This window comes from Sphingomonas anseongensis, from assembly GCF_023516495.1.
GTDB lineage: Bacteria > Pseudomonadota > Alphaproteobacteria > Sphingomonadales > Sphingomonadaceae > Sphingomicrobium > Sphingomicrobium anseongensis.
In genome coordinates, this window is record NZ_JAMGBC010000001.1 from 1,646,074 (window position 1) to 1,669,694 (window position 23,621).

Here is a 23,621-nt window from a genome sequence, read left to right on the forward strand (position 1 = left end):
TTCCGCCGTCAGGCCCGCTTCGTCGGGGCAGACAAGCAGCCTAGCGCACCAGGATGAATGGCGGATTTCCGCCTCGTTCAGGCTTGTTGTGGGTCTTCGACCCAATCGCTCCGAAGCCACTTGGCAGCGAACAGCATCAGGAGCGCCGCGAGGAGGTAAAAGGCGGTGCCCGCAACCGCGGCATTCCGGAGCGAATCCACGCCATAAGTCGATTTGAGCGCATCGGAGACCCGCCCGATAAGAAGCGGCCCGATTCCGAGCCCAATCAGGTTGTTGATCAGGAGGAAGCTCCCCGACGCCGTGGCCCGCATCCGTGGCGGCGCAAGGTGCTGCACGGCAGTAATGACCGGCCCCAGCCACAGGATGTTGAGCGCGTTGCCGACCAGAAGCAGCGGCCAGGCGACCCACAGGCTGGGAGCCATAAGGCCAAGCGCCCAGGCAAAAGCGGACACGACCCATGCGGTCGCCGGGAGCCACGCATACCAGGCGCGGTTGCGGCTCCCCAGGCGATCGGCAAGCCAGCCTCCGCCGAACACGCCCGCGCTTCCGCCGATCAGCAGCAGCGACGCGAGGAACTGGCCGGTCGGAACCAGCTCGAGGCCGAAGCTCCGCATCATCACTGCCGGCGTCCACAAGGCGAGGGCGTAGCCAATCAGCGAGCTGCTCGAGGATGCAAAAGCGAGAAGCCAGAAAGACGGTTTGCGCGCCAGCAGCGGGAATACGGTCGATATCGGCACCTGTTCGGCAGCGGCAGTGCCGCGCCTGGGCAAGTCGCGAACGTAGAGGAGCATGATTGGCGCGAGGATGAGACCCAGAACGCCCATCACCAGGAAGGCAGCGCGCCAGCTGATCCAGGCGGTCAGATAGGCGCCGATGAGGGCTCCGCCGGCAAGGCCGAGCGGGATCCCGAGCGAATAGATTGCGAGTGCGCGCGCCCTTCGGTGCGCCGGGAAATAATCGGCGATGAGCGCGTATGACGGCGCGACGCCGCCCGCTTCGCCGATGCCGACGCCGAGGCGGAAGGCGAACAGCTGCCAGTAACTCCCGGCAAGGCCGCACAGGGCCGTGAAGCCGCTCCAGATTGCGACCGAGCCGGCGATCACCCAGCTCCGCTTCGTCCTGTCGGCGAGATAGGCGAGCGGAAGGCCGAGAACCGAATAAAGCAGGGCGAAGGCGAGCCCGCCGATCGCTCCGAACTCTGTGTCGGTGAGATGGAGGTCTGCCTTGATCGGCGCGTTCAGGATCCCGAGGATCTGCCGGTCGAGGAAATTGAGGACGTAGGCGAGCAGGAGGAGCGACAGCAGGGCGCGGGTCTGGGGCCCGCGCCCTTCTGAAGCCGAGCAAGTGCTCAGAAGTTGATTCCAAACGACAGGAAGACCTGCCTCGGGTTGCCGTAGAAGGCCGTCAGGATCCCCTCCTTGCCAAGCGTCGGAACCGGATTGCCCGCCCCGTTGAGGACGAATGCCCCGGTGTAGGGGTTCTGCGCAAGGAAGTTGTAGCCCGACGTGATGTACTTCTTGTTTGTCAGGTTCTTGCCGTGGAGCCCGACTTCGAAGCGTCCGGTCGGCGAGCGCCAGAGGAGGTTGGCGTCAAGAAGCGCGAAGCCCTTCTGGTCGAGGCCGGGGATCGCCGTTTCGAACTGCTGGCTCTTGCTTCGGTACGAAAGCGTCGTGTTCGCGTTGAGCCGGCCGCCGAAAGCGGGCGTGTTGTAGTCGAGCGAGCCGCTCGCGGTCCATTTCGGCGTGTTCTGGATATGCCGGAAGGGCGCCATGTCGACCAGCTGGGGTCCCCCGGGGAACGGCACACCGTTCTGGTCGACGCTCATCACCGTGAGGAACTTCAGGTACTTCGCATCGAGATAGCCGACGGAGGTCGAGATGTTCAGCCGGTCGCCGGCTGCGAGCAGGTTTTCGCCGGCGCGCAGATTGCCTTCGAACTCGGCGCCGCGGAAGCGGGCCTTGCCCGCGTTCGTCGTCTGGCCGCAGAAGCTCGGATTACCACTTGCGTCGATGCAGCCGACGGAAGCGGGCACCTGCACATCCTTATATTCGGCGTCGAATACCGCCGCCGCGAACTGCAGGCGGTTCTGGAGGACGGAGGCTTTCCAGCCGAGCTCGAAGCTGTCCACCTTCTCCGGATCGAACGCCATATAGTCGAAGATTCCTTCGGGCGTCTGGACCGGGGCCTGGGTCGACTGGCCGCGCGGATCGAAGCCGCCGCCTTTGAAGCCCTTCGAATAACTGATGTAGATGTTGTGGTCGGCGTTGGGCTTGAAGTTGATCGACGCGCGGGGAGTGAAGGCGGTGTCCTTGCGCTGTCCGTTGAAGTTGGACGTCGTGGCGATCGGAAGGCCGGTCTGGTCAAACACGCCCGAGCCGCCGAGCTGAGGCGAGCCGCCAAAGATATAGGTGGTGCGCAGGACCCGAGCGTGGCGCTTGTCGTCCGTATAGCGACCACCCAGCGAGAGGCTCCACTGCGGCGTGAAGTCGTAGGTGAAGTCCGCGAACGCCGCCCAGGTCTTGGTGTCGACGCTGCCGGCGGTTGCCGCCGTCAGGCCGGGAAGGATCGCCGGGAGCGTGGTGTAGAGCCGGACGTCGAACACATCGCGGGCGTTGGCGTTGAGGTAATAAAGGCCGGCGACGCCCTGGAGCGGGCCCTTGTCGGCGACGAACTGGAATTCCTGGCTGAACTGGTGGTTGCGATAGATCGCCGGGACGTCGACATCGACCGCCGGGAGGGCGTCGAAGTCGATCGGAGTCTTACTCTTGTCGTGGCGGTAGGCGGTGATCGTCCGGAACTTCAGCCAGTCGACAATTCCGATTTCACCATGAAGCGCAAGGCCGCCACCGGTCACGCGCTGCTTGGGATCGTCGAGCGCGCCCTGGCTGTCGAAGACGTCGTGCAGCACAGGCGTCCCGCTAGCGAGGCCCGGGATCAGGCGGTGCCCGCCGCGCGGGTTGCTGTCGTCCCAGGTATAGTCGCCGGAGACTCGGAACCAGGCGTCGGCGGCGGGCTCGACTTCCACCGTTCCGCGAGCCGCCCAGACGTCCTTGTTGTAATTTTCGTCGCCCGTGGTGAGGTTCTTCCCGAACCCGTCGCGGCTAAGCCGGGCGACGGATGCGCCGACCTTGAGTCCCGTCGCGAGCGGAGCGGAAGCGGTGACGATGAGGTCGGCCTGCTTGTAGGTGCCGACGTTGGCGCGGATCCGGAGCTCCGGGTCGTCCGACAGGCGACGCGTCACATACTTGATCGCTCCGCCGATCGTGTTGCGGCCGTAGAGCGTGCCCTGCGGGCCGCGAAGGACCTCGATCCGCTCGACGTCATAAATGTCGAGGACCGACGCCTGCGGCCGGTTGAGATAGACGTCGTCGAGGTAGAGGCCGACGCCCTGCTCGAAACCGGCAACCGGGTCCTGCTGGCCGACTCCGCGGATGAAGGCGGTGAGCGTGGTGTTGGTGCCGCGCGAGGTTTCGAACGTGACGTTTGGCGTCGTATCGCCGACGTCGGTGATGTCGAGCGCGCCCTGCCTGTTGAGCTGCTCGCCTGAATAGGCCGTCACGGCGATCGGAACATCGAGGAGGACTTCGTTGCGGCGACGGGCGGTGACGATGATGTCCGTGTCGCTCGCCTGGGCCGCGTCGGCCTGTGTCTGCTGGTTGGACGGGACCGCGGGATCGGTGGTCGCATTCTCCTGTGCCAAGGCCGGCGCGGAATAAAGTGCGGCTGCTGCGACGGATCCGAAAAGCGCAGCGCGAACGGAATTCTTGTGCATTTTTGAAAGCCCCCTCGATGCGCCATCGAAACCGATTGCGCGGATTACGCGGGAGGCTATACTGAAAGGTGAACCGGCTTTCAACTTCTGATTGTTGGACCGGTGACCGGGGGGAAGTTTCGATGAGCGCTAACGCGCCGACCGAACCGACAAGCCAGGCGAGCGCCGGAAAGGCCCCGCGCACCGCGAGGGGCGAACGCACGCTGCGCAAGATCCTCGATGCGGCGATCGACGAGTTCGGGGAGCGCGGGTTTTCCGAGGGATCGATCGTCGGGATCACCCAGCGGGCACGTGTCGCCCTGGGCACCTTCTACACCTACTTCGACAGCAAGGAGGCGGTGTTCAAGGCGCTTGTCCGCGACATGTCCGCTCGGGTTCGCGAGCATGTCGCGCCGGTGCTGATGGCGGCGACCGACACGCTGGAAGGCGAAGAGAAGGCGCTCGAATCCTATCTCCAGTTCGCGCGCGCCCATAAGCAGGTCTACCGGATCATCGACGAAGCCGAATTCGCAGACCCGCAGGGCTTCGAGGAACATTACCGCACCACCGCCGCCCGAATTGCCGCCCGCCTCGAAGCCGGCAAGGCGAAGGGCGAAGTGTTCGCGACGAACTCCAAGATCGCCAGCGACGTCGAGGCCTGGGCGATCATGGGAATGAATGTCTTCCTGGGACTTCGCTTCGCGGTCTGGGGCAAGGAGAACCCCAAGGACGTCGCTGGAATTGCCAACCGGATGATCCGGCAAGGGCTGCAGGCCTAGTCGAGCCCTTGCGCAATCCCGGCGAAGCGGTCGACGTCGGCTTCGTCATGATAGAGGCCCAGGCCGATCCGGAGCACTTCGCCGCGAACGTCGACCACGCAATTCCTGTCCTGCAGCTGGCGGCACCAGTCCTGGGCGCTCGGCGAGCGGAAGGCGAGGAAGCGGGCGTGGCTGCCCTCGCGCACCGGGTTGAGAAGCTCCGCCGACGCCAAAGCGGTGGAGTCGAGTGCCGCGAGAAGCTTCCGCTGAAGCCCGGAGACGTGCCGCGACACGTCGGCGGTCGTCAGGCCATTTTCCTTGAGCATTCGCTGGACGGCGTTGAACCGGTAGAGCCCGGACGCGTCGAACGTCGCGCCCATGAAGCGCATCGCATCGCTTCTGTAGCCGACGCTTCCCGGCGGCAGGGTCAGGTCCTCGAATTCGGCATACCAGCCGGTGATCGGCGGCCGCGGCCCGAAGCCTTGCGGAGCGTGCATGAAGGCGCAACCTTCGCCGGACATCGCATATTTGTAGCCGCCGGCGAGGTAAAAGGCGCTGCTCGAGGCGGCCGACGTGAAAGGTGAATCGATCGCCATGAAGGCGTGGTAGCCGTCGATTACGACCCACGGGCCTTCCGGCCTGCCGAGAGCCGCCAAGTCCTCCACGTGGTCGAATATCCTGCCGCTACCGAACAGAACCTGGCTGACGAAGATCAGATCGTGGTCGCCCGAACCGGCTCGCTCGAGAAAGCGTTCGGAAAAGTCGTCGAACGGCTCGGTTGCAACTTGGTCGAGGACAATGTCGCCGGATTCGACCCAGCGGGCGAACTGGCGGCGGGCGCTGTGGAACTCGCCATCGCTTGTCAGCACCCGGAGCGGCCGGCCGGCCTGTCGCGGGGCTGCGGCGACAAGGCGCACGAGCAGCTCGTGGGTGTTGGGCGCGAATAGGATTGAGTCGGGATCGTGCGTTCCGAGCTCGCCCGTCACGTGACCCTGCGCTTCGGGCCAGACCTCGCCCATGATCCGGTCCCACTTGCGGTCGGCAAGGCGGGCCGCATCGTTCCAGCATTCGACCTGCCCGTCGAAGCTCGAGTCCGGCCACAGGTGATGGCTGTGCGCAGCCATATGCAGCCGCTCGGCATCGGCCCCGAGGCTTTTCGAAAACAGCCGCTTGAAGCTCAAAGGTCGGTCCTGAGCGCCCACAGTTCCGGAAACACGCGCTTGTCGAGCGTCGAGCGAAGATAGGACGCGCCTGCCGATCCGCCGGTACCGCGCTTGTTGCCGATGATCCGCTCGACCGTGAGAACATGTTTGTGCCGCCAGCCGGCAAGCGCGTCATCGACGTCGAGGAGCTTTTCGGCGAGCTGGTAGAGGTCGAACCACCGGTCCGAATCGCGGTAGACCTGAAGCCATGCCCGGGCGACCGCCTCGTCGGAGCGGTCACCGAGGTCGAAGCCTGCCCGCTCGAGAGCGGAGTGGGACGCCTCGCGAAGGCTCGGCTCCTCGAGCGCCTGGCGGAGCCGGGCATGCTCGTCACCATCCGCAGGATAATGGGCGAGGTAAGAATCGTTCTTGATCCCGAGCCGATATTCGAACTCACGGAACTGCGCCGACTGGAAGCCCGACGAGGTTCCGAGAACGTCGCGGAACTTGAGGTAATCGACCGGAGTAAGCGTCGACAGGACATCCCAGGACAGGGTCATCACCGACTGGATCCGGCCAACCCTCGAAAGCGCCTTGTAAGCTTCCGCGAACCTGTCCTCCCCCACCAGCCCGATGGCGAAGCGGAGCTCGTGGAGCATCTGCTTCATCCACAGCTCCTTGGTCTGGTGGATGACGATGAACAGCATCTCGTCGTGGAGGTTCGAGAGCGGCTGCTGGGCAGCCAGAAGCTCTTCGAGATGCAGATAGTGGGCATAGGTCATGCCGGCGGGCGTGGCGGTCATGAGCCCCCGCTTAGGCTAAACGGGCAGACCGCAAAAGCGGAAGGTCAGTACCCCCCGCCGCCGCCGGGCGCTCCGGCGGAATTCACCGTACCGATATTGCCGAAGATGTCGTTGAAGATGCTGCTCTTGCGGCCGAGCGTCGGGGTCTTGTCGCCGACCGGGCGGATCTTGGCGATCAGCTCCTTGCCGGTCTGGTTAAGCGCGAGGACATTGCCCGCCCTGTCGAAGCTGACGTGGAGGACCGTCTGCTTCAGGACCTTCGGATTGCGGAAGGCGACGGTCTTCGTGTCGCGGGAGACATAATACCAGTCGGTGTCGCCGAACTCGCCGGTGAAGGTCGGACGTCCCAACGTCCGCGCGACCGAGTCCTTGTTGTCCACTCCGGGTTGGACCGCGGAGACGAGCTCGGTGTCGATCATCGAGCCGCGGTGATCGTGAACCCCGACGCAGCCGCCGAGCAGCGCGGCACCCGCAATCGCAGTCGCGGTCTTCGCAATCGCAGCCTTCATTTGAAATCGTCTCCTGGAAACCCTGGTGCCCCGGCATATTCGAGGCAGGCCTTGTCGCACAGCGTCAATCGCCAATATGCGCTTGCACCTCAAGCGCGCAACCCTGCGCCATGCTAAGCGGGGACTTATGCTCAGATACCTGTTCGGCGGATTAACGGCTCAGGCAAAGCGCGGCCAGGCGCTGTTCGATTCGGTCGTGGCGGAGGCGCGGAAGCCCCACTGGTATGTGGAGGGTCAGGTGCCCGATACGATCGACGGCCGCTTCGCCGTGCTCGCCACGGTCTGCGCGCTGGCGGTCGCCCGGCTGGAGCGGGGGAGCGAATCGGGGCCGTCGGCCTCGGCGGCCCTGACCGAGCGGTTCATCGAGGACATGGACGGCGAGCATCGCGAGCTGGGGCTCAACGACCCCGGCCTCGGGCGACGGATTCGCAAGCTGGTTGGATCGCTGGAGCGGCGGGTGGACGACTGGAAGGCTGCCGCGGCCAGTGAACTCGACTGGAGCGAGACCGCTTCGGCGAGCCTGTACCGTTCCGGCGACCCCGTCGATTCAGCACTCGCCCACAGCGCCGCGGCAACAGCGGAGCTGTGGAAGCGGCTGACTGCAGCTTCCGAAGATTCGCTGCTCAAGGGAGAGTTTTGATGGACGGCGACTTCGGCCACGCGCTGAAGCTGGATTCGCTGAGAGACGGCGAGCGGCTCGACCTGGTCGCAGACGAGAAGGAACGGGCGGCGGTCTGCGACCGCCTGCGTCTCCGCTCGCTCGATCGGCTCGAGGCCCATGTCACCCTGAGCCGGGATGGCCCCAGGGTTCACGCCGAGGGGCGGCTGAAAGCGATGCTCGAGCAAAGCTGCGTCGCCACCGGCGACCCGGTCCCCGAGCGAATCGACGAGGCGTTCGAGGTGCAGTTCCTTCCCGAGCCGAAGGAAGGCCGGGCCGAACAGGAAGTGGAGCTTGGGGCCGAGGATTGCGACACCGTCTTCTACGACGGCGGATCGGTCGATCTCGGCGCGGCGATCGCCGACACGCTCGCGCTGTCGACCAATCCTTATCCGCGGAGCCCGGAGGCGGAAGCTGCACTGCAGCAGGCAGGCGTGATCAGCGAGGCGGAGGCGGGCCCGTTCGCAGCGCTGGCGAAGCTGAAGAAGGGAAGCGACGCGCCTTAGAACGGGACGTCGTCGTCGAGTTCCGTATCGAACGTGGCTGGAGCCGGCCGCGACTGTTGGCGCGGTGCGGAAGCTCCGAAATCCTGATCGGCATAATCGCCGCCGCGGCCGCCGCCCTCGCGGCTGTCGAGAAGCACCAGTTCGCCCCGGAAGCGCTGGAGCACGATCTCGGTCGTGTAGCGGTCGTTGCCAGACTGGTCCTGCCACTTGCGGGTCTGGATCTGGCCTTCGACATAGACCTTCGAGCCCTTGCGCAAATAGCTCTTCGCGACTCGGCCGAGGTTCTCGTTGAAGATGACGACGTTGTGCCACTCGGTGCGCTCCTGGCGCTCGCCGGACTTGTCCTTCCAGCTCTCCGATGTGGCGATGCGCATGTTGACGACTTCGCCGCCGTTGTTGAGCGACCGCGCCTCCGGATCCGCGCCGAGGTTGCCGACCAGGATGACCTTGTTCACGCCCGCCATTTCAATCTCCTGCCTATCCCAGCGGAATAGGCGAGCGGCCGAGCGGATGCCACCCTTTTACTCGGCAGGCGCCACTCGCCTGGATTCGCGGCTGTTCCATGCGAAGCCGCCGAGGAGGATCAGAAGGGTCAGCACCTGCGCCGTTATCCCCTGGACCGTCGGGAAGAGGCCGAGCACGGGGATCCGCGGGCTCCAGGCGGCGGACGTCACCGCGAGCAGGCCGGCTTCCTGGAGCGCGGCTATGCCCTTGCCCGCGAGGACGACGGCGAGGACCGCGACCAGGGCGGAGCTGTAAGCGAAGAACTTGCCGATGGGCAGGCGCTGGCTGAACCGGAGCATCAGCACGGCGATGACGGCGAGCGCGACGACGCCGGTCAGCGCGCCCGCGACGAGCGCCTCGACATGCTCCTGGGCGGCCATCGCCGCATAAAACAGGATCGTTTCGAACACCTCGCGATAGACGGCAATGAAGGCGAGGAAGAAAAGGAACCACGCGGACTTGCGCGACAAGGCCTGGCCGACCTTCTCCTTGATGTAGCGGTGCCATTCGTCGGCTTGCGCCTTGCCGTGCATCCAGATGCCGACGAACAGCAGAACGACCGCAGCGAGTATCGACCCGAACCCTTCCGTCAGCTCGCGGCTGGCGCCGCTGATTCCGATCAGGGTGGTCGCGACAAGCCAGGTCAGTCCGCCGGCGACGAGTGCGCTGATCCAGCCGGCGTGGACGGGGCGGACCATCTCAGGCCTGTCGCCCTTGCGGAGGAAGGCCAGCATTCCGACTACGATGAGCAGCGCTTCGAGGCCCTCGCGAAACAGGATGGTGAAGGCGCCGAGGAAGGTCGAAGCGCTCGTCGCCTGGTCCGGAGCAAGCGCCGCTTCGGCTTCATCGAAGAGCGCATTTAACGAATTGATTCGCGCCTTGATATCGGCCGCGGGTTTGCCGTCGGCGATCGCCGAACGGAGGCCGCCCATGGCCGATTCCACCCTCGCGACGAGAGAGCCGTCGCGGGCGCCGAGCACTGCCTCGACCGGCTCGAAGCCGTCGAGGTAGGCGGCCAGGGCGAGGTCCTTCGCCTCGTCACGGTTGCCGGCCTCATAGGCGGCGAGGCTCTGCTGGAGCTTCTGGCGGGCAACGGTCAGTGCCGAAGCGCCGGTGGAGGTCACGGCGCCCGGGTGGGTGCGCAGATAGGCGATGACGGCTCCGGCCTTCGGCTCGCCGATGTCCCTGGCAAGCGCCTGTTCGGACAAGCCGGCGAGCGAATCCAGGTTCGCGATTTGCGAACGAAGCCGTGGATCGGCGTCCCAGACCCGCTTTCCTTCCGCCTGGAGCTGCTCGGGATAGGCAAAGCGGCTGGCATAAAAGGCGAGCGCCCATTTCTGCTCGGGCGGGAGGTTCGCGAAGCTCGCCATCGCCGTGCCTTCGAGGCCCTGGTCGATCACCTGGTACAAAGCGAAAGGGCTGCGTTCCGACGCCCGCGCCCTGTCGGCAAAGGCGACCGGCGGCGGGTCGAGCTTGCGGGCAACGGCGGTGTCGGCGTGACCGGTCATGCCGTGGCAGGAAGCGCAGGTGTCCGCGTAGAGCTTGGCGCCAAGCTCTAGGTCCGGTGCTTTGCGGGGGCCGAGCGGCACCGGGTAGGCGTCGAGAAGCGCCTTGCCGAGCCCGCGCGCGATTGCCGCGACCGCTTCCGGGGATTGTTTCTGGGCGATCGCCGACTGAAGCTTGGCGCTTTGCGAAAGCAGTGCGCCCTTTTGCGGCCTGGGCGGCAGCGCCTTGAGCCGCTGGTCGACCGACGAGGCGAACTCGCGCATTTCCGCATATTCGGATGCGCTGATCACCTTCCCGCCTGACACCGCCCCCGCGTAATCGACTGCGACATAGTCGAGCAGGCGCCAGGCCGTCTGCGCTCCATTGTCCTGCGCAGCCGCCGGCGAGGAAAAGGCCAGCAGCAAAGTCGCGAATAGCGCGAGCAACAGTCGTGCCGCACGAGTGGTAGCGCGTGGGTTCATGCCCCAGCGCGCTACCCTAATTGCAACTGATTATCAATAACGCGACGCGCTGCCCACAGAGGCCCGTTACTTCGACCCCGCAACCGGAATGCTCGCCTCGGCCGGCTGCTGCGGGCCCATCAGTTTGCGAGTGAGATAGGTCATCTCGAGCGCGCTGGTGTGCGCCTGCTGCTTCAGGTTCGCGCCTGCGGCGTGCCCGCCCTCGGTATTCTCATAATAGAGGAACGGAAGGCCCATCTCCTCCATCCGGGCGGCGAACTTGCGGGCATGCTGAGGCCCGACGCGGTCATCCTTGGTGGTGGTGAAGATGAACGGCTCGGGATAGCGGACGTCCTTGCGCAGGTTGTGATAGGGCGAGGTTTTCTCCCAGAAGGCGCGCACGGCCGGGTCGGTCACGCTCCCGTACTCGCCTTCCCACGATGCTCCCGCCGCGATCTTCGAAATCCGGATCATGTCGAGCAGCGGAACGTCGATGATGACCGCGTTCCACAGCTCCGGATGCTGGGTGAACTCGACGCCCATCAGAAGGCCGCCGTTGGAGCCGCCGCGGATCCCGAGGCGGCGCGGGCTCGTCACCTTGCTCGCGATCAGGTCCTTCGCGACTGCCGCGAAATCGTCATAGATGATCTGGCGCTTGGTCGACAGGCCGGCCTCATGCCAGGCGGGACCGAACTCGCCGCCCCCGCGGATGTTGGCGACGGCATAGACTCCGCCATTCTCCAGCCAGAGCTTGCCGGTCGTCGCCGAATAGCTCGGGGTCTGCGCAACTTCGAACCCGCCATAAGCATAGAGCAGGGTGGGGTTGTCGCCATTGAGTGCGATGTCGCGGCGGTGGACGATGAAATAGGGGATCTTCGTCCCGTCGCTCGAAGTCGCTTCCCTCTGCTCGACCACCAGGTTGGACGCGTCGAATTTCGCCGGCTGGCGAAAGATTTCGCGCGCTGTCCCCGTTGCTGCGTCGGCAAGCCAGATCGACGGGGGCGTTAGGAAGCTGGTCACCGTCAGCAGCGCCTGGTCGTCGGTGTTGCTCGCGTCAGCCACGCCGAGCGTCGAATTGGCGGGCAGCTCGAGCTCCGAGCGAGCCCATGTGCCGTCCGCGCCCGGCTTGAAGCTGAGCATCTTGCCGCTGACATTGTCGAGCGTCGAAACGAGCAGCACGTCCTTCGACGCCGTCGCGTCCTGGAACGCCTCGCGCGGGCCCGGCGTGTAGATCAGCTGCGGCTTCAACCGCGAGGGATTGGCGCGAAGGTCGGCGAGGTTCAGCGACAGAAGCGATCCAGCGGGGAAGGTCTCGGCAGAACCGGCCGGCTTCCACTCTTCCTGGGTCTGGAGGATCACCCGTCCGTCCAGCATCTCGACGAACTGCGACTTCTCCGGAATGGCAATCCGGCGGTTGCCCTTGGCGCCGATGAGGAACGTCTTCGAATGGAAGAAGTCGGTGCCTTCGGTGATCAGGGGAAGCACGTTGTTCTGGGCGTCGCGAAGGACATAGGTGGAGGCCGAGACGTCCGACTTTGTGCCGCGGAAGATCTCGGTCGCGCCGGACAGAGGCTGGCCGCGCTTCAGGCGCTTGATGACATAAGCGTAACCGGATTCGGTCAGCTCGCCGGGCTTCCATTCGCGGCTGACGAGCAAGGTGTTCTCGTCCTGCCAGCTTGCGTCCTGCTTGCCCTTTGGAAGGCTGAAGCCGCCCTTGACGAAAGCCTTGGTCGGCAGGTCGAACTCGCGGATCGTGACCGCGTCCTCCCCACCATCGGACAGGTTGATCAGGCAGCGCCGCTCGGCCGGACGGACGCAGTCAGCGCCCTTCCAGACCCAGTTCGCTTTCTCCGCGGTCGCCAACGCATCGAGATCGAGCACTGTCTCCCACGCCGGATTGCCCGTCGCATAGCTGTCCAGCGGCGCTCGCCGCCAGATTCCGCGCACGTGGTCCTCGTCCTGCCAGAAATTATAGACCTGCCCGCCGATGAAACGGCCGGTCGGGATTCGGTCCTTGGCCTGCGCGATCGCAAGGGCCTCGGAATAGAATTTCGGATAATGCGGGTCCGCCTCGAGGACGGCCTGGCTCTTGGCATTGTGGCTCTCGACCCACGCCATCGGCTTCGCGCCGTAGACATCCTCGAGCCAGATGTACGGATCGCTGTCCGGAGCGGCCGATTGAGCGGCGAGCGCCGCGGAACCCAGGGTCACCAACAGAATAGAAGCCAACGCCACGCGCATGAGAATCCCCGCTGTTTGTTCGAATTCGAACATCGGGGAAACGGGCGCTTAGTCAAGCATCAGCGGGGCGGATAGCGAAGCCGCCCAAGAAAGCGGCTGACGCTGAAATGCTCTTGCCCGCGCCACTGCGCCTTCCACTTTTCGAACTGCATCACATTGTCGATGCGCCGGTCGAGGAAGGCGGCGGTGTCGGTCCAGGCGTCGCTCTTGTCGTCGAGCCAGGCGAAGAGCGTTGAGCCGTAGACGGCGCCAAGCGTCATCCGCTTCGTATAATGGTTGTAGTCGGTGCTGGTATCGCCAGCGAGCCGCCACATCAGGTCGGCGGAGCGCCAGCCGATGCGCATCCCGAGCGGCACGTTCTGCGGCATTGCGAGGATCGACAGTGCCGAGCGAACCGCTTCGCGCGCGGGGGCCATGATCTGAAGTCTTGTCCAAACCAGGCTACGGATCCGCTCGCGGATCTTCATGGTTGCGAGTGTCTTGGCCGGGAAGCTTTTTTCCATCTCCCGGTCGACGGCGCGGACGTAGGTGTCGATCATCTCGCGCTGCGACTTGGGGAAGGCGAGCCGCGCCTGGGCGAGGTCGACTCCGAGTTGGCCCGCGGCGGATTCCACGGCCTTCGCGGTCCAGCCGTCGAACACCGCATTCTCGCCGACCGCCAGCGCGATCCGGTCGCGAATCCGCTCGAGTGGACTAAGGTCCTTCATCGCCGCTCAACTGGGCTGCTCGGCGCTCGTTCGCAAGCCCCGCTGCGGCAAGCGAACCAGAACCAGCGCTGCCGCGATGGCGACCGCGCCGACCCAGTCCCCGGTCGAAAGCGTCTCACCGTAGACGAGCCAGCCGATAAGTGCCGAGACCGCCGGCTGGCTCAATAGCGCAAGCCCGACGACGAGCGGCGGAAACACGCCGATCGAATAGACGAGCAGCCCCTGGCCGAAGACCTGGCTCGACAGCGCGAAGATGAGGAGCGGGGTCCAGTCATGCGGCCACAGCCGTTCGCCGAAGCCGAGGCTGATCGCGAGCAGGATCGGTGCGGCAAAAAGGGTGACCAGCAGAAGGAGTGGGAGCGACTGGAGCTTGGTCCGGGCCCGCTCGACGAAGATCAGATAGCCGCCGTACAGGAAGCCGGCGACGAGAGTGAGCAGGTCGCCGCCGAGATTCTTGGGACTGAGGTCATAGCTGTTGCTCATAAGCAGGACCGCGCCCGCGACCGCGAGGGTGAGCGCGACGGACTGCTTCGCCGTCGGCATTCGGTGAGCCAGCACAAGGCCATAGACGGCGAAGACGAAGCTCCCGCTGTTGCCGAACAATGTGGCGTTGCCGAGCTTGGTCATCCGGATGCCGGCATTCCAGGCGGCCAGGTCGAGCGCATAGAAGATGGCGGCGATCGCGAGAACGACGATCAGCGCGCGCTTCGGCCAGTGCGGCTGCTGGCCCGACACCCTCGCGAGAAGCCAGAGGAAGGGCAGCGCAAGCGCGAGGCGCCAGAATCCCACCGCCACCGACCCGACGTCGGACAGGCGCACTAGCCACGGCCCGAAAGCGAGCGCGACATTGCCGACCAGCAGTGCGGGAAAAGCGAGCGGGTGCGGTTGGGCTGAGTGGCGGGTCACGTTCGGCGGCCCTTAAGGGGCCGAGCCGCTCCGTAAAAGTCCGCATTTCGCCGGCGCCCATAAGTTCAACTTATGCTTGCCCGAACGGATTCGTGGTTGGTCCCGGGTGGCACCTTCCCTATTTCGCCGCCGACCTGTTTCCCGCCAAGAGGACGCCCAATGCCCACCTTGTTCGATCCCGTCGAGTTCGGAGCGATCGCACTGCCCAATCGAATCGTGATGGCTCCGCTAACGCGCGCGCGGTCGGATCGCGATGGCGTGCCAAATGCGCTGATGGCCGAATATTATGCGCAGAGGGCGAGCGCGGGGCTCATCATCTCCGAAGCCACCGGAATCAGCCGCGAAGGACTTGGGTGGCCGAACGCCCCCGGACTATGGAACCGCGCACAGGTCGAAGGTTGGAAGCTCGTTACCGGCGCGGTCCACGAAGCCGGCGGACGGATCGTAGCCCAGCTGTGGCACATGGGACGCTTGGTCCATCCTGACCTCGGCGGAGCGCGGCCGGTCTCGGCATCGGCGACGACCGCGCCGGACTTCGCCCACACCTACGAGGGAAAGAAGCCTTACGTCGAAGCTCGCGCCGCAACGAAAGACGATATGCTCCGCATCATCGCGGATTATTCGCAGGCCGCGCATAACGCGATCGAAGCCGGCTTCGACGGCGTGCAGGTGCACGGCGCCAACGGCTATCTTGTCGACCAATTCCTTCGCGATTCATCGAACCTGCGGACGGATGAATATGGCGGATCAATCGAGAACCGGCTCCGCTTCATGTCCGAAGTGCTCGTCGCAATCGGGGACTCCATCGGCATGGATCGGGTGGGGATCCGCTTCTCTCCGAATATCCTGGTCCAGGGGGTGGACGATTCAGATCCGCCGCGCCTGTTCACCGCTGTCGCGCGGCGCCTGGAGGAGCTGAAGGTGCCCTGGATCGAACTTCGCGAGGCGCACCGGCCGACCTCCGCTGGGTCGATCCCGACGAATCCGGTCAGCCCGGCCATGCGCCCACTCTATTCGGGCAAGATCGCCCTCAACAGCGACTATGACGGCCCGAGCGGCCGCGCCCGATTGGCCGAGGGAGTCGGCGATGCGATCAGCTTTGGCCGGCCGTTCATTTCCAACCCCGACCTCGTAGAGCGGCTGAGGGCAGGAGCGCCGCTCGCGCCGGGCGACGTCGCGACCTACTATAGCGGCGGCTCGAGCGGCTACGTCGACTACCCCACGCTGAAGGACGCGAAGGCGGCTTAAGCGTATTTCTCGCGAAGATCGTAGAGGGCGAGCGCCGCGCGCGCCGCGTGGCCGCCCTTGTCGCCCTGCCTGGGATCGGCGCGCTCGATCGCCTGGGCCTCATTCTCGACGGTGAGGATTCCGTTGCCGATGGCGAAGCCCTGAAGCGACAGCTCCATCAGCGCACGGGCGCTTTCCTCGGCGACGATTTCGAAATGATAGGTCTCGCCCCGGATGACGACCCCCAGCGCCACGAACGCGCAGAAGCGGCCGCTCTTCGCGGTCAGGCTGATTGCCGCCGGAAGCTCGAGGGCCCCTGGAACTGTGATCGTTTCGTGCTTGTGGCCGGCGGCCTCGACCGCTGTGCGGGCGCCTTCGAGAAGCATGTCGTTGAGATGCGGATAGAAACGCGCTTCCGCGAGCAGGATCTTCGCCATGACGTCAGTCTACCGGCTCGATCGGACGCTCGTCGATGATCGCCAGGCCGTAGCCCGCAAGCGCGACCGGCGAGTGGCGGGTGTTGGAAAGCAGGATCATGTCGTGGATCCCGAGGGCGGCAAGAATCTGCGCGCCGATCCCGTAGCCGCGGACGGCGTCTCCGCCTTCGACGGGGTTGCCCGCGCGAAGGTCGATCGAGCGCGACAGCGATCCCGGCGCCGCGGCGTGAAGCGCGACGACCACGCCCGACCCTTCCTTCTCGATCGCCCGCATCGCCCCCTGGAGCATTCCCGATCTGGGTCCGTGCTCGCCCAGGACGTCAGCGAACAGGTCGAGGCTGTGCATGCGGACCAGAACCGGCTGGTCGGTGTCGAGCCTTCCGTGGACGAGCGCCAACTGCTCTTCGCCGCTAGACTTGTCGCGGAACACCTGCGCCTCCCATTGCGCGCCGCTCTTGGCCGTGAACGCGCTGGACGCCGTCCGCTCGACCAGATGATCCTTCTTGAGCCGGTAGGCGATGAGATCGCGGATCGTACCGATCTTCAGGCCGTGGGTCCGGGCAAAGTCCATCAGGGAGTCGAGCCGCGCCATCGACCCGTCGTCGCTCATGATCTCGCAGATGACGGCGCTTGGGTTGAGCCCGGCCAGGCGGGCAACGTCGACTGCCGCCTCGGTATGACCGGCCCGAACCAGCACTCCGCCGGGCCGGGCGATCAGCGGAAAGACGTGACCGGGGGAGACGATGGCCTCGGGCCCGTTGGTCGCATCGATTGCGACGCACACCGTGCGCGCCCTGTCCGCGGCGCTGATTCCGGTGGAGATTCCGTCCTTGGCCTCGATCGAGACGGTGAAGGCTGTCTCGTTGCGGCTCCGGTTGGTCCGGGTCATTGGCTCCAGGCCCAGGCAGTCGGCGCGCTCCTTGGTCAGCGCAAGGCAGATGAGGCCGCGGCCGTGCCTCGCCATGAAGTTGATCGCATCGGGAGTCGCCATTTGCGCCGGGACGACCAGGTCGCCCTCATTCTCGCGGTCGTCGTCGTCGACGAGGATGAACATCCGCCCGTTGCGCGCCTCGTCGATGATCGCTTCGGCACCGACCAGAACATCGGTCGTGCCGCGCTGGATCAGCTTCTCCAGCCGCTTGAGCGTGTCCGCGGTCGGGTTCCAGTCGTCCTGGCCAAGCTTGCGCAAGCTGTTGGGGTGGAGACCGGCCGCTCGGGCGAGCGCTGCGCGGCTCACCTCGCCGGTGTCGACGATAGCGGACAGCCGCTCGATCAGGTTGGCGCTCATTTGCGCCCTTTATCACATTGCAATGTGATTAAAAGAGGCCTTAGCAACCCCTCTAATGTGCGCGGGCCGCAATCATCCGGTCGATATAGCGGGCGAGCACGTCGACCTCGACATTGAGCTGTCGGTCGGCGGCAATTTCGCCGAGAGTCGAGTGGGCGGCGGTGTGCGGGATGATGTTCACGGAGAAATGAGTGGTTCCGTCCTCCGCCTCCCGCACGTCGTTGACGGTCAGCGAAACGCCGTCGAGCGCGATCGACCCCTTGGCCGCGATCAAGGCCGAATATTCCGCCGGTACCGACACCCCGATACGAATGGAGCCGCCCTCGGGGCAGACCCCGACGACCTTGCCGATGCAATCGACGTGGCCGGTGACGAAATGGCCGCCCAGCTCGTCGCCAACCCGAAGCGAGCGCTCGAGGTTGAGCCTGGACCCTTCGCTCCACAGGCCGGACGCGGTCCGCGACAGCGTTTCGGTGGAAAGGTCGACCGCAAACCAGTCGTCGCCCTTGTCGACGACGGTCAGGCACACGCCGGAGCAGGCGATCGAGGCGCCGAGATCGACGCTCCCCATGTCATAGCCGCAGCGGACGGTAAGCCGCAGGTCGGCGCGCTGCTCCGAGCTTGCGACGGTGCCGATGTCGGTGACGATGCCGGTGAACATCAGCCGCGCTTAAGCGTCCCGAACGCGCTCGTAAACTTCGAGCCGATCGACGCCGAGCCCCTGCTCTCCCGCGGAGCGCCAGCGCCCGTGAGCGTCGGCGATTGCGTCGAGCCCGACGTAGCCGAACGACGACTTGCCCTCGCCGACGATGATCGGCGCCCGGTAGATCAGAATCCGGTCGACCAGGTCGGCGGAAAGGAACGCCGTCGCGGTCGCCGATCCGCCCTCGACCAGCAGGTCGTTGACGTCATGAAGTCGATACACATCCTCCGGAGAATGCAGGGTTTCCCATCCGTCGACCGCTTCGCCGCGGGTGAGCAGCGCGCGCCTTGGGGAGCGCTCCTCCAGTCCTGGAAGGCGGACGTCGAGGCGGGGCTTGTCGGCAAGATAGGTGCCCCGTCCGACCAGGATCATGTCGGAGCGCGATCGTTCGAGATGGACGTGGCGGCGGGCGTCTTCGCCGGTGATCCACTGCGACTCGCCGGACGGAAGCGCGATCTTGCCGTCGATCGACAGCGCGAGCTTCAACGTGATGCGCGGCCGGCCGAGGTTCAGCCGAGCGAGATATCCGGAGAGGGATTCCGCCGCTGCAGCGCGTCCGGCGCCAAGCTTCACCTCGATTCCTTCCGCTCGAAGCCGCTTGATCCCCTTGCCAGCGGTTCGCGGGTCGAGATCCTTGAGGGCAATCACCACCCTCGCGGGCTTCGCCCTGGCGAGCAGGTCGGAGCAGGCAGGTCCGCGCTCGCTCTGATGAGCACAGGGCTCGAGGGTCACGTAGACGGTCGCTCCCCTGGCGCGCTTTCCCGCCTGCTTGAGAGCGACAGCCTCGGCGTGGGGCCGCCCGCCCGGCGCGGTTGCGCCCCGGCCGATCACCTTGCCGTCCGCAGAGACGATCACGCAGCCGACATTGGGATTGGGCGCGGTGGTTCCGCGAGCGGCGCTTCCGAGCGCGGCCGCCTCGGCCATGAAGCTCCGGTCCTCGCTCACATTCCGAGCTGTTTCTCGAGCTTCTTGAACTGTCGCTTCTTCTCTTCCTGCGCGGCGTGGCGCGCCGCCTGATCCTTCTTCTGGTCGGCGATGATCTCCGCGTCGGTGCGGTTCGCGTTCCAGCTCTCGACGTAGACGATCTGCGCCGGCGGCGCGGTGCCCATCTTCGAATCGACCAGGAATTCGATGACGATGATCGCGGTGACCAGGATCGCCAGCGCGCCGCCGATGACCTGCTCGCGGCTTCGGTGCCGCGCAAAGGCGCGAAGGTCGCGCAGGGCTTCGCGGGGGCCGACCGGACGGGGAAACCAGGACATTGGCGCGAAGATAAGCGTTCGGCGCTCCTCTCGCCAGACCCGGCCGTCGTCAGCCCGCCAGCTCGAACCTCAGGGTAACGAACGTCGACGTCGCGACGGGGCGCCCGCCTTCGGTCGCCGGGCGGTACCGCCAATGGGCAAGCAGGTGCCTGCGGGCCGCGGCGAGGAACACCGGATCTGCCGGGCCTACGGCCTCGACGCCGGTCACCCGCCCGCGCTCGTCGATGGTCAGCTTGAGTCGGAGCGCGGCTTCCTCGCCGTCGCGGAGCTTGCTCGGCGGATAGGGCGGCTTGACGTCAGAGGCGGGCGTCACGAAGCGCGGCCCGATCCTTACAGGCTGCGGCGGCGTTGTCGTCGTTGGCGGTCCCGGATCGATGATCGGTCCCGGATCGAAGGTTGGATTGGTCGGCTGGCTCGTATCGACCGTCGGTTCTCGCGGCTGAGGGATCGGAATGGGCGTCGTCGGGTGGTCGATGGTGCTGGTGCGCGGATTCGGTTTCGTCGGCTGCGGATTTTCGGGCGGCGGCTTGGGGATCGGGACGAGCTTGACCACCGTGGGCGGGAAAATCTGGAACGGAGCTTCCATCTTCGCAGTCATCACTGCGGCCAGCAAGACGGCATGGCCTGCGATGATCAGCGCCAAGGCGCGTGGGTGGCGTGCGTGGTCCGCGAAAGCGGGAACGGGAGCGTAAACGGACATTGCCCAACTCCTTCAACGCGAGTCTCCGCAATGTTACAACATTACATTCTTTAACGCCAACTGAATTGTTTCGCCCGCCGTTCGGATTAACGCCTTGCGGCTGCTTCGAGGCGGCGGACGACGCGCTCCTTGCCGATCCTCTCCACGAGGCCGGCCATTTCCGGTCCGCTGTCCAGGCCGGTGATCGCAGCGCGCAATGGGTGGAACAGGGCGCGACCCTTCTGGCCCGTCCGCTCCTTCACCTGCTCAGTCAGCCGTTTCCACGGCTCGGACGACCAGTCGAGCTCGGCCGCGATTGCCGCCGCTTCGCGGACGACGGCGCGCTCCTCATGGCCGAGTTCGACGGGCTCGATCTCGCCGTGGAGGACCGGCAACCAGTCCGCGAAACCGCTGACCGACGCGAGGTTCGGCCGCAGCAGCTCCCAATCCTGCTCCGTCGCACCGGGCGGGAGGCGATCGCGAACGCTCACGAAATCCAGCGAATGAATGAACCTGGCGTTGAGCAGCTCGACCTCGTGAAGGTCGAAGTGCGCCGGCGCCCGGCCGAAATGCGCGAAGTCGAGATCACTCGCCAGCTCGTCCAGCCGCTCGACCGCTTCGACCGGCTGCGATGTGCCAATCCGGGCGAGCACCGACAGCAAGGCCATCGGCTCAAGCCCGGCGTCGCGCACCTGGTCGACACCGATCGATCCGAGCCGCTTCGACAATTTGCCCTCTGCAGCCACCAGCAGCGCCTCGTGGGCGAAATGCGGCGGCGCACTCCCGAGCGCCTCGAACATCTGGATCTGCACCGCGCTGTTCGACACATGATCCTCGCCGCGTACGATGTGCGTGATGCCGAGGTCGATGTCGTCGATGACGCTCGGCAGCAGGTACAGCCAGCTCCCGTCCTCCCGGCGGATCACGGGATCGGACAGCAGCTTGGGATCGAACCTCTGCGGGCCACGGACGAGGTCGGTCCATTGGATGGGATCGCCATGATTGAGCCGGAAGCGCCAGTGCGGCGCGCGGCCCTCCGGTACCGGAGAATCCTCTGGCTTGCGCTCGTAGACTGGCGGGAGGCCGCGGCCGAGGAGCACCTTGCGGCGAAGCTCCAGCTCCTCCGGAGTCTCGTAACAGGCATAGACGCGACCCGCGGCCTTCAGTTTCACGAACTCGCGCTCGTAGAGGTCAAGCCGCTCCGACTGGCGGACGATCCTGTCCGGCCGCAGCCCGAGCCAGTCGAGATCGTCGCAGATGGACTGGTCGAACTCCGCCGTCGATCGCTCGCGATCGGTGTCGTCGATCCGGAGGATGAACTCGCCGCCATTCTTGCGAGCGAACAGGAAATTGTGGAGCGCAGTTCGGATATTGCCGACGTGGAGCCGCCCGGTCGGCGAAGGCGCAAAGCGAGTGGCAACGGTCATGCCGCGCCCATAGCTGCCGCCAGCTCCTATTGCGAGAAGAGGGTCAGCGAGTGGCCGCCGCCAGAAATTTCGATCGCGTTCGCAGGAGTGCGCACCGCCCGGTCAGCGGAGTCGAGCGCCCGGAACACTTCGTCGAGGCGAGCCGGGATCGCCGGCAGGCAGCGCACTGCCGGTCCGCTCCGAGTAGCGGACCCTCCGGGTGGTCCAAACCTAATGTTCGTTCCGCTTAGCGTGTAAGGCCGGTCGAAGCCGGCACAGCGTGGCGCCCACCATATGGCCTTGTCGTCGGCGGAAAGCGCCAGGCCGTAGGGTTCGTCAAACGACCGGCCATCGATTCCGGCGACCCGCCACTCGCCAGCAAGCGTGGTGATGGGCTGGCCAGCCGGTGCTGCAACCGCTGGCTCCGGTGGAGGAAAATCTGGACCCCTCGCCTGGCATGCGGCCAGCGTGAGGAGGAGCGGGAGGACGGCGCGCCTCATGCGCCCGTCCTGAAGAAGTTGCTTATTGGGTAGCGGCGATCGCGGCCAAAATTGCGCGCTCCGATTTTCACTCCCGGAGGCGCCTGTCGTCTCTTGTATTCAGCGCGAAGGAGCATTCGCTCGATGTTCGAAATCAGCGCGACGTCGGAACCGGTCGCCAGTGCAACCTCCTTCACCGACATTTCCTTGTCGACCAGTCCCTCCAGGATCGGATCGAGGACCGAATAAGGCGGCAGCGTGTCCTGGTCTTTCTGCCCGGGCCTGAGCTCCGCGGTCGGCGGCTTGGTGATCACCCGTTCGGGCATCACCGGTCCGTCCGGCCCAAGCGCACCGCTCGGCTTGTTGCTGTTGCGCCACTTGGAAAGCGCGAACACCGTCGTCTTGTAGGCGTCCTTGAGGACCGAATAGCCGCCGGCCATGTCGCCATAGAGCGTTGCATAGCCCACGCTCATCTCGCTCTTGTTGCCGGTGGTCAGAAGCATCTGCCCTTCGGCGTTGGACAGCGCCATCAGCGTGACCATCCGGAGACGCGCCTGGACGTTCTCCGCCGCGACCCCCTTCAGGTCGGGTAACATTTCGTCAAATGCCTGGACTGCGGGGATAATCGGGATGACGTCATGGCGGCAACCGAGCATCCGCGCATTCTCCCTCGCGTCCTCCAGACTCTCCTCGCTGGTATATTTGGACGGCATCATCACGCCCCACACCTTGTCTGCGCCGAGCGCATCGACCGCGACCGCGGCCGAGAGTGCGCTGTCGATCCCGCCGGAAAGGCCGAGGATGACGCCGGGAAAGCCGTTGCGCTGCACATAGTCGCGAAGGCCCAACATCATCGCGTGGTAGATGTCCTCGGGATAGCCATCGAGCTCGTCCCGCTCCTTCGTCGCGCAGCACCAGCCGCCGGCCTCGCGCCGCCACTCGGTTAGAATTAGCGCCTCTTCCCAATCGGCCATCTGTACGATGACCTCGCCGTCGGGGTGGACGACGAACGACGAGCCGTCGAACACCAGCTCGTCCTGGCCGCCGACGCGGTTGAGATAGACCATCGGCAGACCCGTCCCGAGAGTCCGCGCCCGAACCATCTTCTGGCGGATCTGGTCCTTGTCGAGCTCATAGGGGCTGCCGTTGGGGACGAGGAGGAGTTCGGCGCCTTCGTTTGCAAGGTTGTTGCACGCGGCGTCCCACCAGATGTCCTCGCAGATGGGGACTCCGATCTTCACGCCTTCATATTCGAGCGGGCTGGGCAAAGGCCCCGCAGCGAAGATGCGCTTCTCGTCGAACGTGCCGTAATTGGGCAGCTCATGCTTCAGCGTCCGGCCAAGGATCTTTCCATCGTTGGCCAGCACCATCGCATTGTAGCTCGCGCCGTCCTCCGCGATCACGGTACCGAACAGCATCGCAGGGCCGGGTTCGCTCGTCGCGTCGACCAGCCGCTCGGTCGCTTCCATCGTCCGGCGAACGAACTCGGGCTTCAGCACCAAATCCTCGGGCGGATAGCCGGTCAGCTGGAGCTCCGGGTACAGGATGAGGTCGGCGCCCGCGGCCTTGCGCCGCACCTCCAGCATCGCCTCGGCATTCGCCTCAAGCGCGCCGACGAGCTGGTTCATCTGAGCGAGGGCAATAATCAGCCTGTCGGTCATGTGGGCGCTTTAACGCGCGATGCCGCTTGGGCAACCAAGGCTTTACGG

23 protein-coding genes are annotated in these 23,621 nt (G+C 65.5%); 4 read left to right on the top strand and 19 right to left on the bottom strand.

Features of this window, described 5'->3' with window-relative positions; genetic code table 11:
• Window positions 1–77: 77 nt before the first annotated feature.
• Together LZ519_RS08505 and LZ519_RS08510 are read right to left on the bottom strand one after the other, a co-directional pair.
• Window positions 78–1,304 carry a spinster family MFS transporter gene (locus LZ519_RS08505; RefSeq protein ID WP_249868901.1) on the bottom strand — a complete coding sequence of 409 codons (1,227 nt, stop codon included), beginning with the start codon at window positions 1,302–1,304 and terminating at the stop codon, window positions 78–80.
• 44 nt (window positions 1,305–1,348) lie between these two features.
• Window positions 1,349–3,772 (bottom strand): TonB-dependent receptor, encoded by a 2,424-nt coding sequence (locus LZ519_RS08510; RefSeq protein WP_249868250.1) that lies wholly within the window; start codon window positions 3,770–3,772, stop codon window positions 1,349–1,351.
• Between the two features lie 122 nt (window positions 3,773–3,894).
• On the opposite strand from LZ519_RS08510, the gene LZ519_RS08515 reads away from it, so the two are divergent.
• Window positions 3,895–4,530 (top strand): TetR/AcrR family transcriptional regulator, encoded by a 636-nt coding sequence (locus LZ519_RS08515; RefSeq protein ID WP_249868251.1) that lies wholly within the window; start codon window positions 3,895–3,897, stop codon window positions 4,528–4,530.
• On the opposite strand, the gene LZ519_RS08520 is transcribed toward LZ519_RS08515, so the two are convergent.
• From LZ519_RS08520 to LZ519_RS08530, 3 genes are read right to left on the bottom strand one after another with little or no spacing between them, the layout of a single operon-like run.
• Window positions 4,527–5,690: a PLP-dependent aminotransferase family protein gene (locus tag LZ519_RS08520; protein ID WP_249868252.1), complete on the bottom strand. Its 1,164-nt coding sequence runs from the start codon at window positions 5,688–5,690 to the stop codon at window positions 4,527–4,529. The genes LZ519_RS08515 and LZ519_RS08520 overlap by 4 nt on opposite strands.
• Window positions 5,687–6,454 (bottom strand): tryptophan 2,3-dioxygenase, encoded by a 768-nt coding sequence (locus LZ519_RS08525; RefSeq protein WP_249868253.1) that lies wholly within the window; start codon window positions 6,452–6,454, stop codon window positions 5,687–5,689. The genes LZ519_RS08520 and LZ519_RS08525 overlap by 4 nt, the downstream gene beginning before the upstream one ends.
• 44 nt (window positions 6,455–6,498) lie before the next feature.
• Complete coding sequence (locus tag LZ519_RS08530) at window positions 6,499–6,963, bottom strand: outer membrane protein assembly factor BamE (RefSeq protein WP_249868254.1); 465 nt, start codon at window positions 6,961–6,963, stop codon at window positions 6,499–6,501.
• A 127-nt stretch (window positions 6,964–7,090) separates the two neighbouring features.
• Here LZ519_RS08530 and LZ519_RS08535 point away from each other — a divergent pair, with 127 nt between their 5' ends.
• Complete coding sequence (locus LZ519_RS08535; protein WP_249868255.1) at window positions 7,091–7,603, top strand: ubiquinol-cytochrome C chaperone family protein; 513 nt, start codon at window positions 7,091–7,093, stop codon at window positions 7,601–7,603.
• Complete coding sequence (locus LZ519_RS08540) at window positions 7,603–8,127, top strand: YceD family protein (RefSeq protein WP_249868256.1); 525 nt, start codon at window positions 7,603–7,605, stop codon at window positions 8,125–8,127. The genes LZ519_RS08535 and LZ519_RS08540 overlap by 1 nt, the downstream gene beginning before the upstream one ends.
• On the opposite strand, the gene ssb is transcribed toward LZ519_RS08540, so the two are convergent.
• From ssb to LZ519_RS08565, 5 genes are all read right to left on the bottom strand, one after another.
• Window positions 8,124–8,591: a single-stranded DNA-binding protein gene (ssb, locus tag LZ519_RS08545; RefSeq protein WP_283937309.1), complete on the bottom strand. Its 468-nt coding sequence runs from the start codon at window positions 8,589–8,591 to the stop codon at window positions 8,124–8,126. The genes LZ519_RS08540 and ssb overlap by 4 nt on opposite strands.
• Window positions 8,592–8,648: 57 nt before the next feature.
• Window positions 8,649–10,598 carry a cytochrome c/FTR1 family iron permease gene (locus LZ519_RS08550; protein ID WP_249868257.1) on the bottom strand — a complete coding sequence of 650 codons (1,950 nt, stop codon included), beginning with the start codon at window positions 10,596–10,598 and terminating at the stop codon, window positions 8,649–8,651.
• Window positions 10,599–10,664: 66 nt separating this feature from the next.
• Window positions 10,665–12,788 carry a prolyl oligopeptidase family serine peptidase gene (locus tag LZ519_RS08555; protein ID WP_348539388.1) on the bottom strand — a complete coding sequence of 708 codons (2,124 nt, stop codon included), beginning with the start codon at window positions 12,786–12,788 and terminating at the stop codon, window positions 10,665–10,667.
• An 89-nt stretch (window positions 12,789–12,877) separates the two neighbouring features.
• Window positions 12,878–13,525 (bottom strand): COQ9 family protein, encoded by a 648-nt coding sequence (locus tag LZ519_RS08560; RefSeq protein ID WP_249868259.1) that lies wholly within the window; start codon window positions 13,523–13,525, stop codon window positions 12,878–12,880.
• 6 nt (window positions 13,526–13,531) lie between these two features.
• Complete coding sequence (locus tag LZ519_RS08565) at window positions 13,532–14,431, bottom strand: DMT family transporter (RefSeq protein WP_249868260.1); 900 nt, start codon at window positions 14,429–14,431, stop codon at window positions 13,532–13,534.
• 159 nt (window positions 14,432–14,590) lie between these two features.
• Here LZ519_RS08565 and LZ519_RS08570 point away from each other — a divergent pair, with 159 nt between their 5' ends.
• Window positions 14,591–15,679, top strand: a complete 1,089-nt coding sequence (locus LZ519_RS08570; RefSeq protein WP_249868261.1) for an alkene reductase — start codon at window positions 14,591–14,593, stop codon at window positions 15,677–15,679.
• Here LZ519_RS08570 and ribH read toward each other — a convergent pair.
• The 9 genes from ribH to LZ519_RS08615 form a co-directional block, all read right to left on the bottom strand.
• On the bottom strand, window positions 15,676–16,095 hold the full coding sequence (gene ribH, locus LZ519_RS08575; protein ID WP_249868262.1) for a 6,7-dimethyl-8-ribityllumazine synthase: 420 nt from the start codon (window positions 16,093–16,095) through the stop codon (window positions 15,676–15,678). The two genes, LZ519_RS08570 and ribH, sit on opposite strands and share 4 nt — an antisense overlap.
• A gap of 4 nt (window positions 16,096–16,099) precedes the next feature.
• Window positions 16,100–17,383, bottom strand: coding sequence for a 3,4-dihydroxy-2-butanone-4-phosphate synthase (gene ribB, locus LZ519_RS08580; RefSeq protein WP_249868263.1), 1,284 nt, complete (start codon window positions 17,381–17,383; stop codon window positions 16,100–16,102).
• A 52-nt stretch (window positions 17,384–17,435) separates the two neighbouring features.
• Complete coding sequence (locus LZ519_RS08585) at window positions 17,436–18,044, bottom strand: riboflavin synthase (RefSeq protein WP_249868264.1); 609 nt, start codon at window positions 18,042–18,044, stop codon at window positions 17,436–17,438.
• 9 nt (window positions 18,045–18,053) lie between these two features.
• Complete coding sequence (gene ribD, locus LZ519_RS08590) at window positions 18,054–19,031, bottom strand: bifunctional diaminohydroxyphosphoribosylaminopyrimidine deaminase/5-amino-6-(5-phosphoribosylamino)uracil reductase RibD (RefSeq protein WP_348539389.1); 978 nt, start codon at window positions 19,029–19,031, stop codon at window positions 18,054–18,056.
• Complete coding sequence (locus LZ519_RS08595) at window positions 19,028–19,348, bottom strand: hypothetical protein (protein WP_249868265.1); 321 nt, start codon at window positions 19,346–19,348, stop codon at window positions 19,028–19,030. Before LZ519_RS08595 ends, ribD begins: the two co-directional genes overlap by 4 nt.
• Before the next feature lie 49 nt (window positions 19,349–19,397).
• Complete coding sequence (locus tag LZ519_RS08600; RefSeq protein WP_249868266.1) at window positions 19,398–20,048, bottom strand: energy transducer TonB; 651 nt, start codon at window positions 20,046–20,048, stop codon at window positions 19,398–19,400.
• 86 nt (window positions 20,049–20,134) lie between these two features.
• Complete coding sequence (gltX, locus tag LZ519_RS08605; RefSeq protein WP_249868267.1) at window positions 20,135–21,454, bottom strand: glutamate--tRNA ligase; 1,320 nt, start codon at window positions 21,452–21,454, stop codon at window positions 20,135–20,137.
• A gap of 26 nt (window positions 21,455–21,480) precedes the next feature.
• Window positions 21,481–21,621 carry a hypothetical protein gene (locus LZ519_RS08610; protein ID WP_249868268.1) on the bottom strand — a complete coding sequence of 47 codons (141 nt, stop codon included), beginning with the start codon at window positions 21,619–21,621 and terminating at the stop codon, window positions 21,481–21,483.
• A 308-nt stretch (window positions 21,622–21,929) separates the two neighbouring features.
• Window positions 21,930–23,573 carry an NAD+ synthase gene (locus LZ519_RS08615; RefSeq protein WP_249868269.1) on the bottom strand — a complete coding sequence of 548 codons (1,644 nt, stop codon included), beginning with the start codon at window positions 23,571–23,573 and terminating at the stop codon, window positions 21,930–21,932.
• Between the last annotated feature and the right edge of the window lie 48 nt (window positions 23,574–23,621).

Coding starts and splice junctions, on each gene's coding strand:
- LZ519_RS08510 (WP_249868250.1), bottom strand. CDS start 3,772: ATGCACAAGAATTCCGTTCGCGCTGCGCTTTTCGGATCCGTCGCAGCA.
- LZ519_RS08515 (WP_249868251.1), top strand. CDS start 3,895: ATGAGCGCTAACGCGCCGACCGAACCGACAAGCCAGGCGAGCGCCGGA.
- LZ519_RS08525 (WP_249868253.1), bottom strand. CDS start 6,454: ATGACCGCCACGCCCGCCGGCATGACCTATGCCCACTATCTGCATCTC.
- LZ519_RS08530 (WP_249868254.1), bottom strand. CDS start 6,963: ATGAAGGCTGCGATTGCGAAGACCGCGACTGCGATTGCGGGTGCCGCG.
- LZ519_RS08535 (WP_249868255.1), top strand. CDS start 7,091: ATGCTCAGATACCTGTTCGGCGGATTAACGGCTCAGGCAAAGCGCGGC.
- LZ519_RS08540 (WP_249868256.1), top strand. CDS start 7,603: ATGGACGGCGACTTCGGCCACGCGCTGAAGCTGGATTCGCTGAGAGAC.
- ssb (WP_283937309.1), bottom strand. CDS start 8,591: ATGGCGGGCGTGAACAAGGTCATCCTGGTCGGCAACCTCGGCGCGGAT.
- LZ519_RS08550 (WP_249868257.1), bottom strand. CDS start 10,598: ATGAACCCACGCGCTACCACTCGTGCGGCACGACTGTTGCTCGCGCTA.
- LZ519_RS08560 (WP_249868259.1), bottom strand. CDS start 13,525: ATGAAGGACCTTAGTCCACTCGAGCGGATTCGCGACCGGATCGCGCTG.
- LZ519_RS08570 (WP_249868261.1), top strand. CDS start 14,591: ATGCCCACCTTGTTCGATCCCGTCGAGTTCGGAGCGATCGCACTGCCC.
- ribH (WP_249868262.1), bottom strand. CDS start 16,095: ATGGCGAAGATCCTGCTCGCGGAAGCGCGTTTCTATCCGCATCTCAAC.
- ribB (WP_249868263.1), bottom strand. CDS start 17,383: ATGAGCGCCAACCTGATCGAGCGGCTGTCCGCTATCGTCGACACCGGC.
- LZ519_RS08585 (WP_249868264.1), bottom strand. CDS start 18,044: ATGTTCACCGGCATCGTCACCGACATCGGCACCGTCGCAAGCTCGGAG.
- LZ519_RS08595 (WP_249868265.1), bottom strand. CDS start 19,348: ATGTCCTGGTTTCCCCGTCCGGTCGGCCCCCGCGAAGCCCTGCGCGAC.
- LZ519_RS08600 (WP_249868266.1), bottom strand. CDS start 20,048: ATGTCCGTTTACGCTCCCGTTCCCGCTTTCGCGGACCACGCACGCCAC.
- gltX (WP_249868267.1), bottom strand. CDS start 21,454: ATGACCGTTGCCACTCGCTTTGCGCCTTCGCCGACCGGGCGGCTCCAC.
- LZ519_RS08615 (WP_249868269.1), bottom strand. CDS start 23,573: ATGACCGACAGGCTGATTATTGCCCTCGCTCAGATGAACCAGCTCGTC.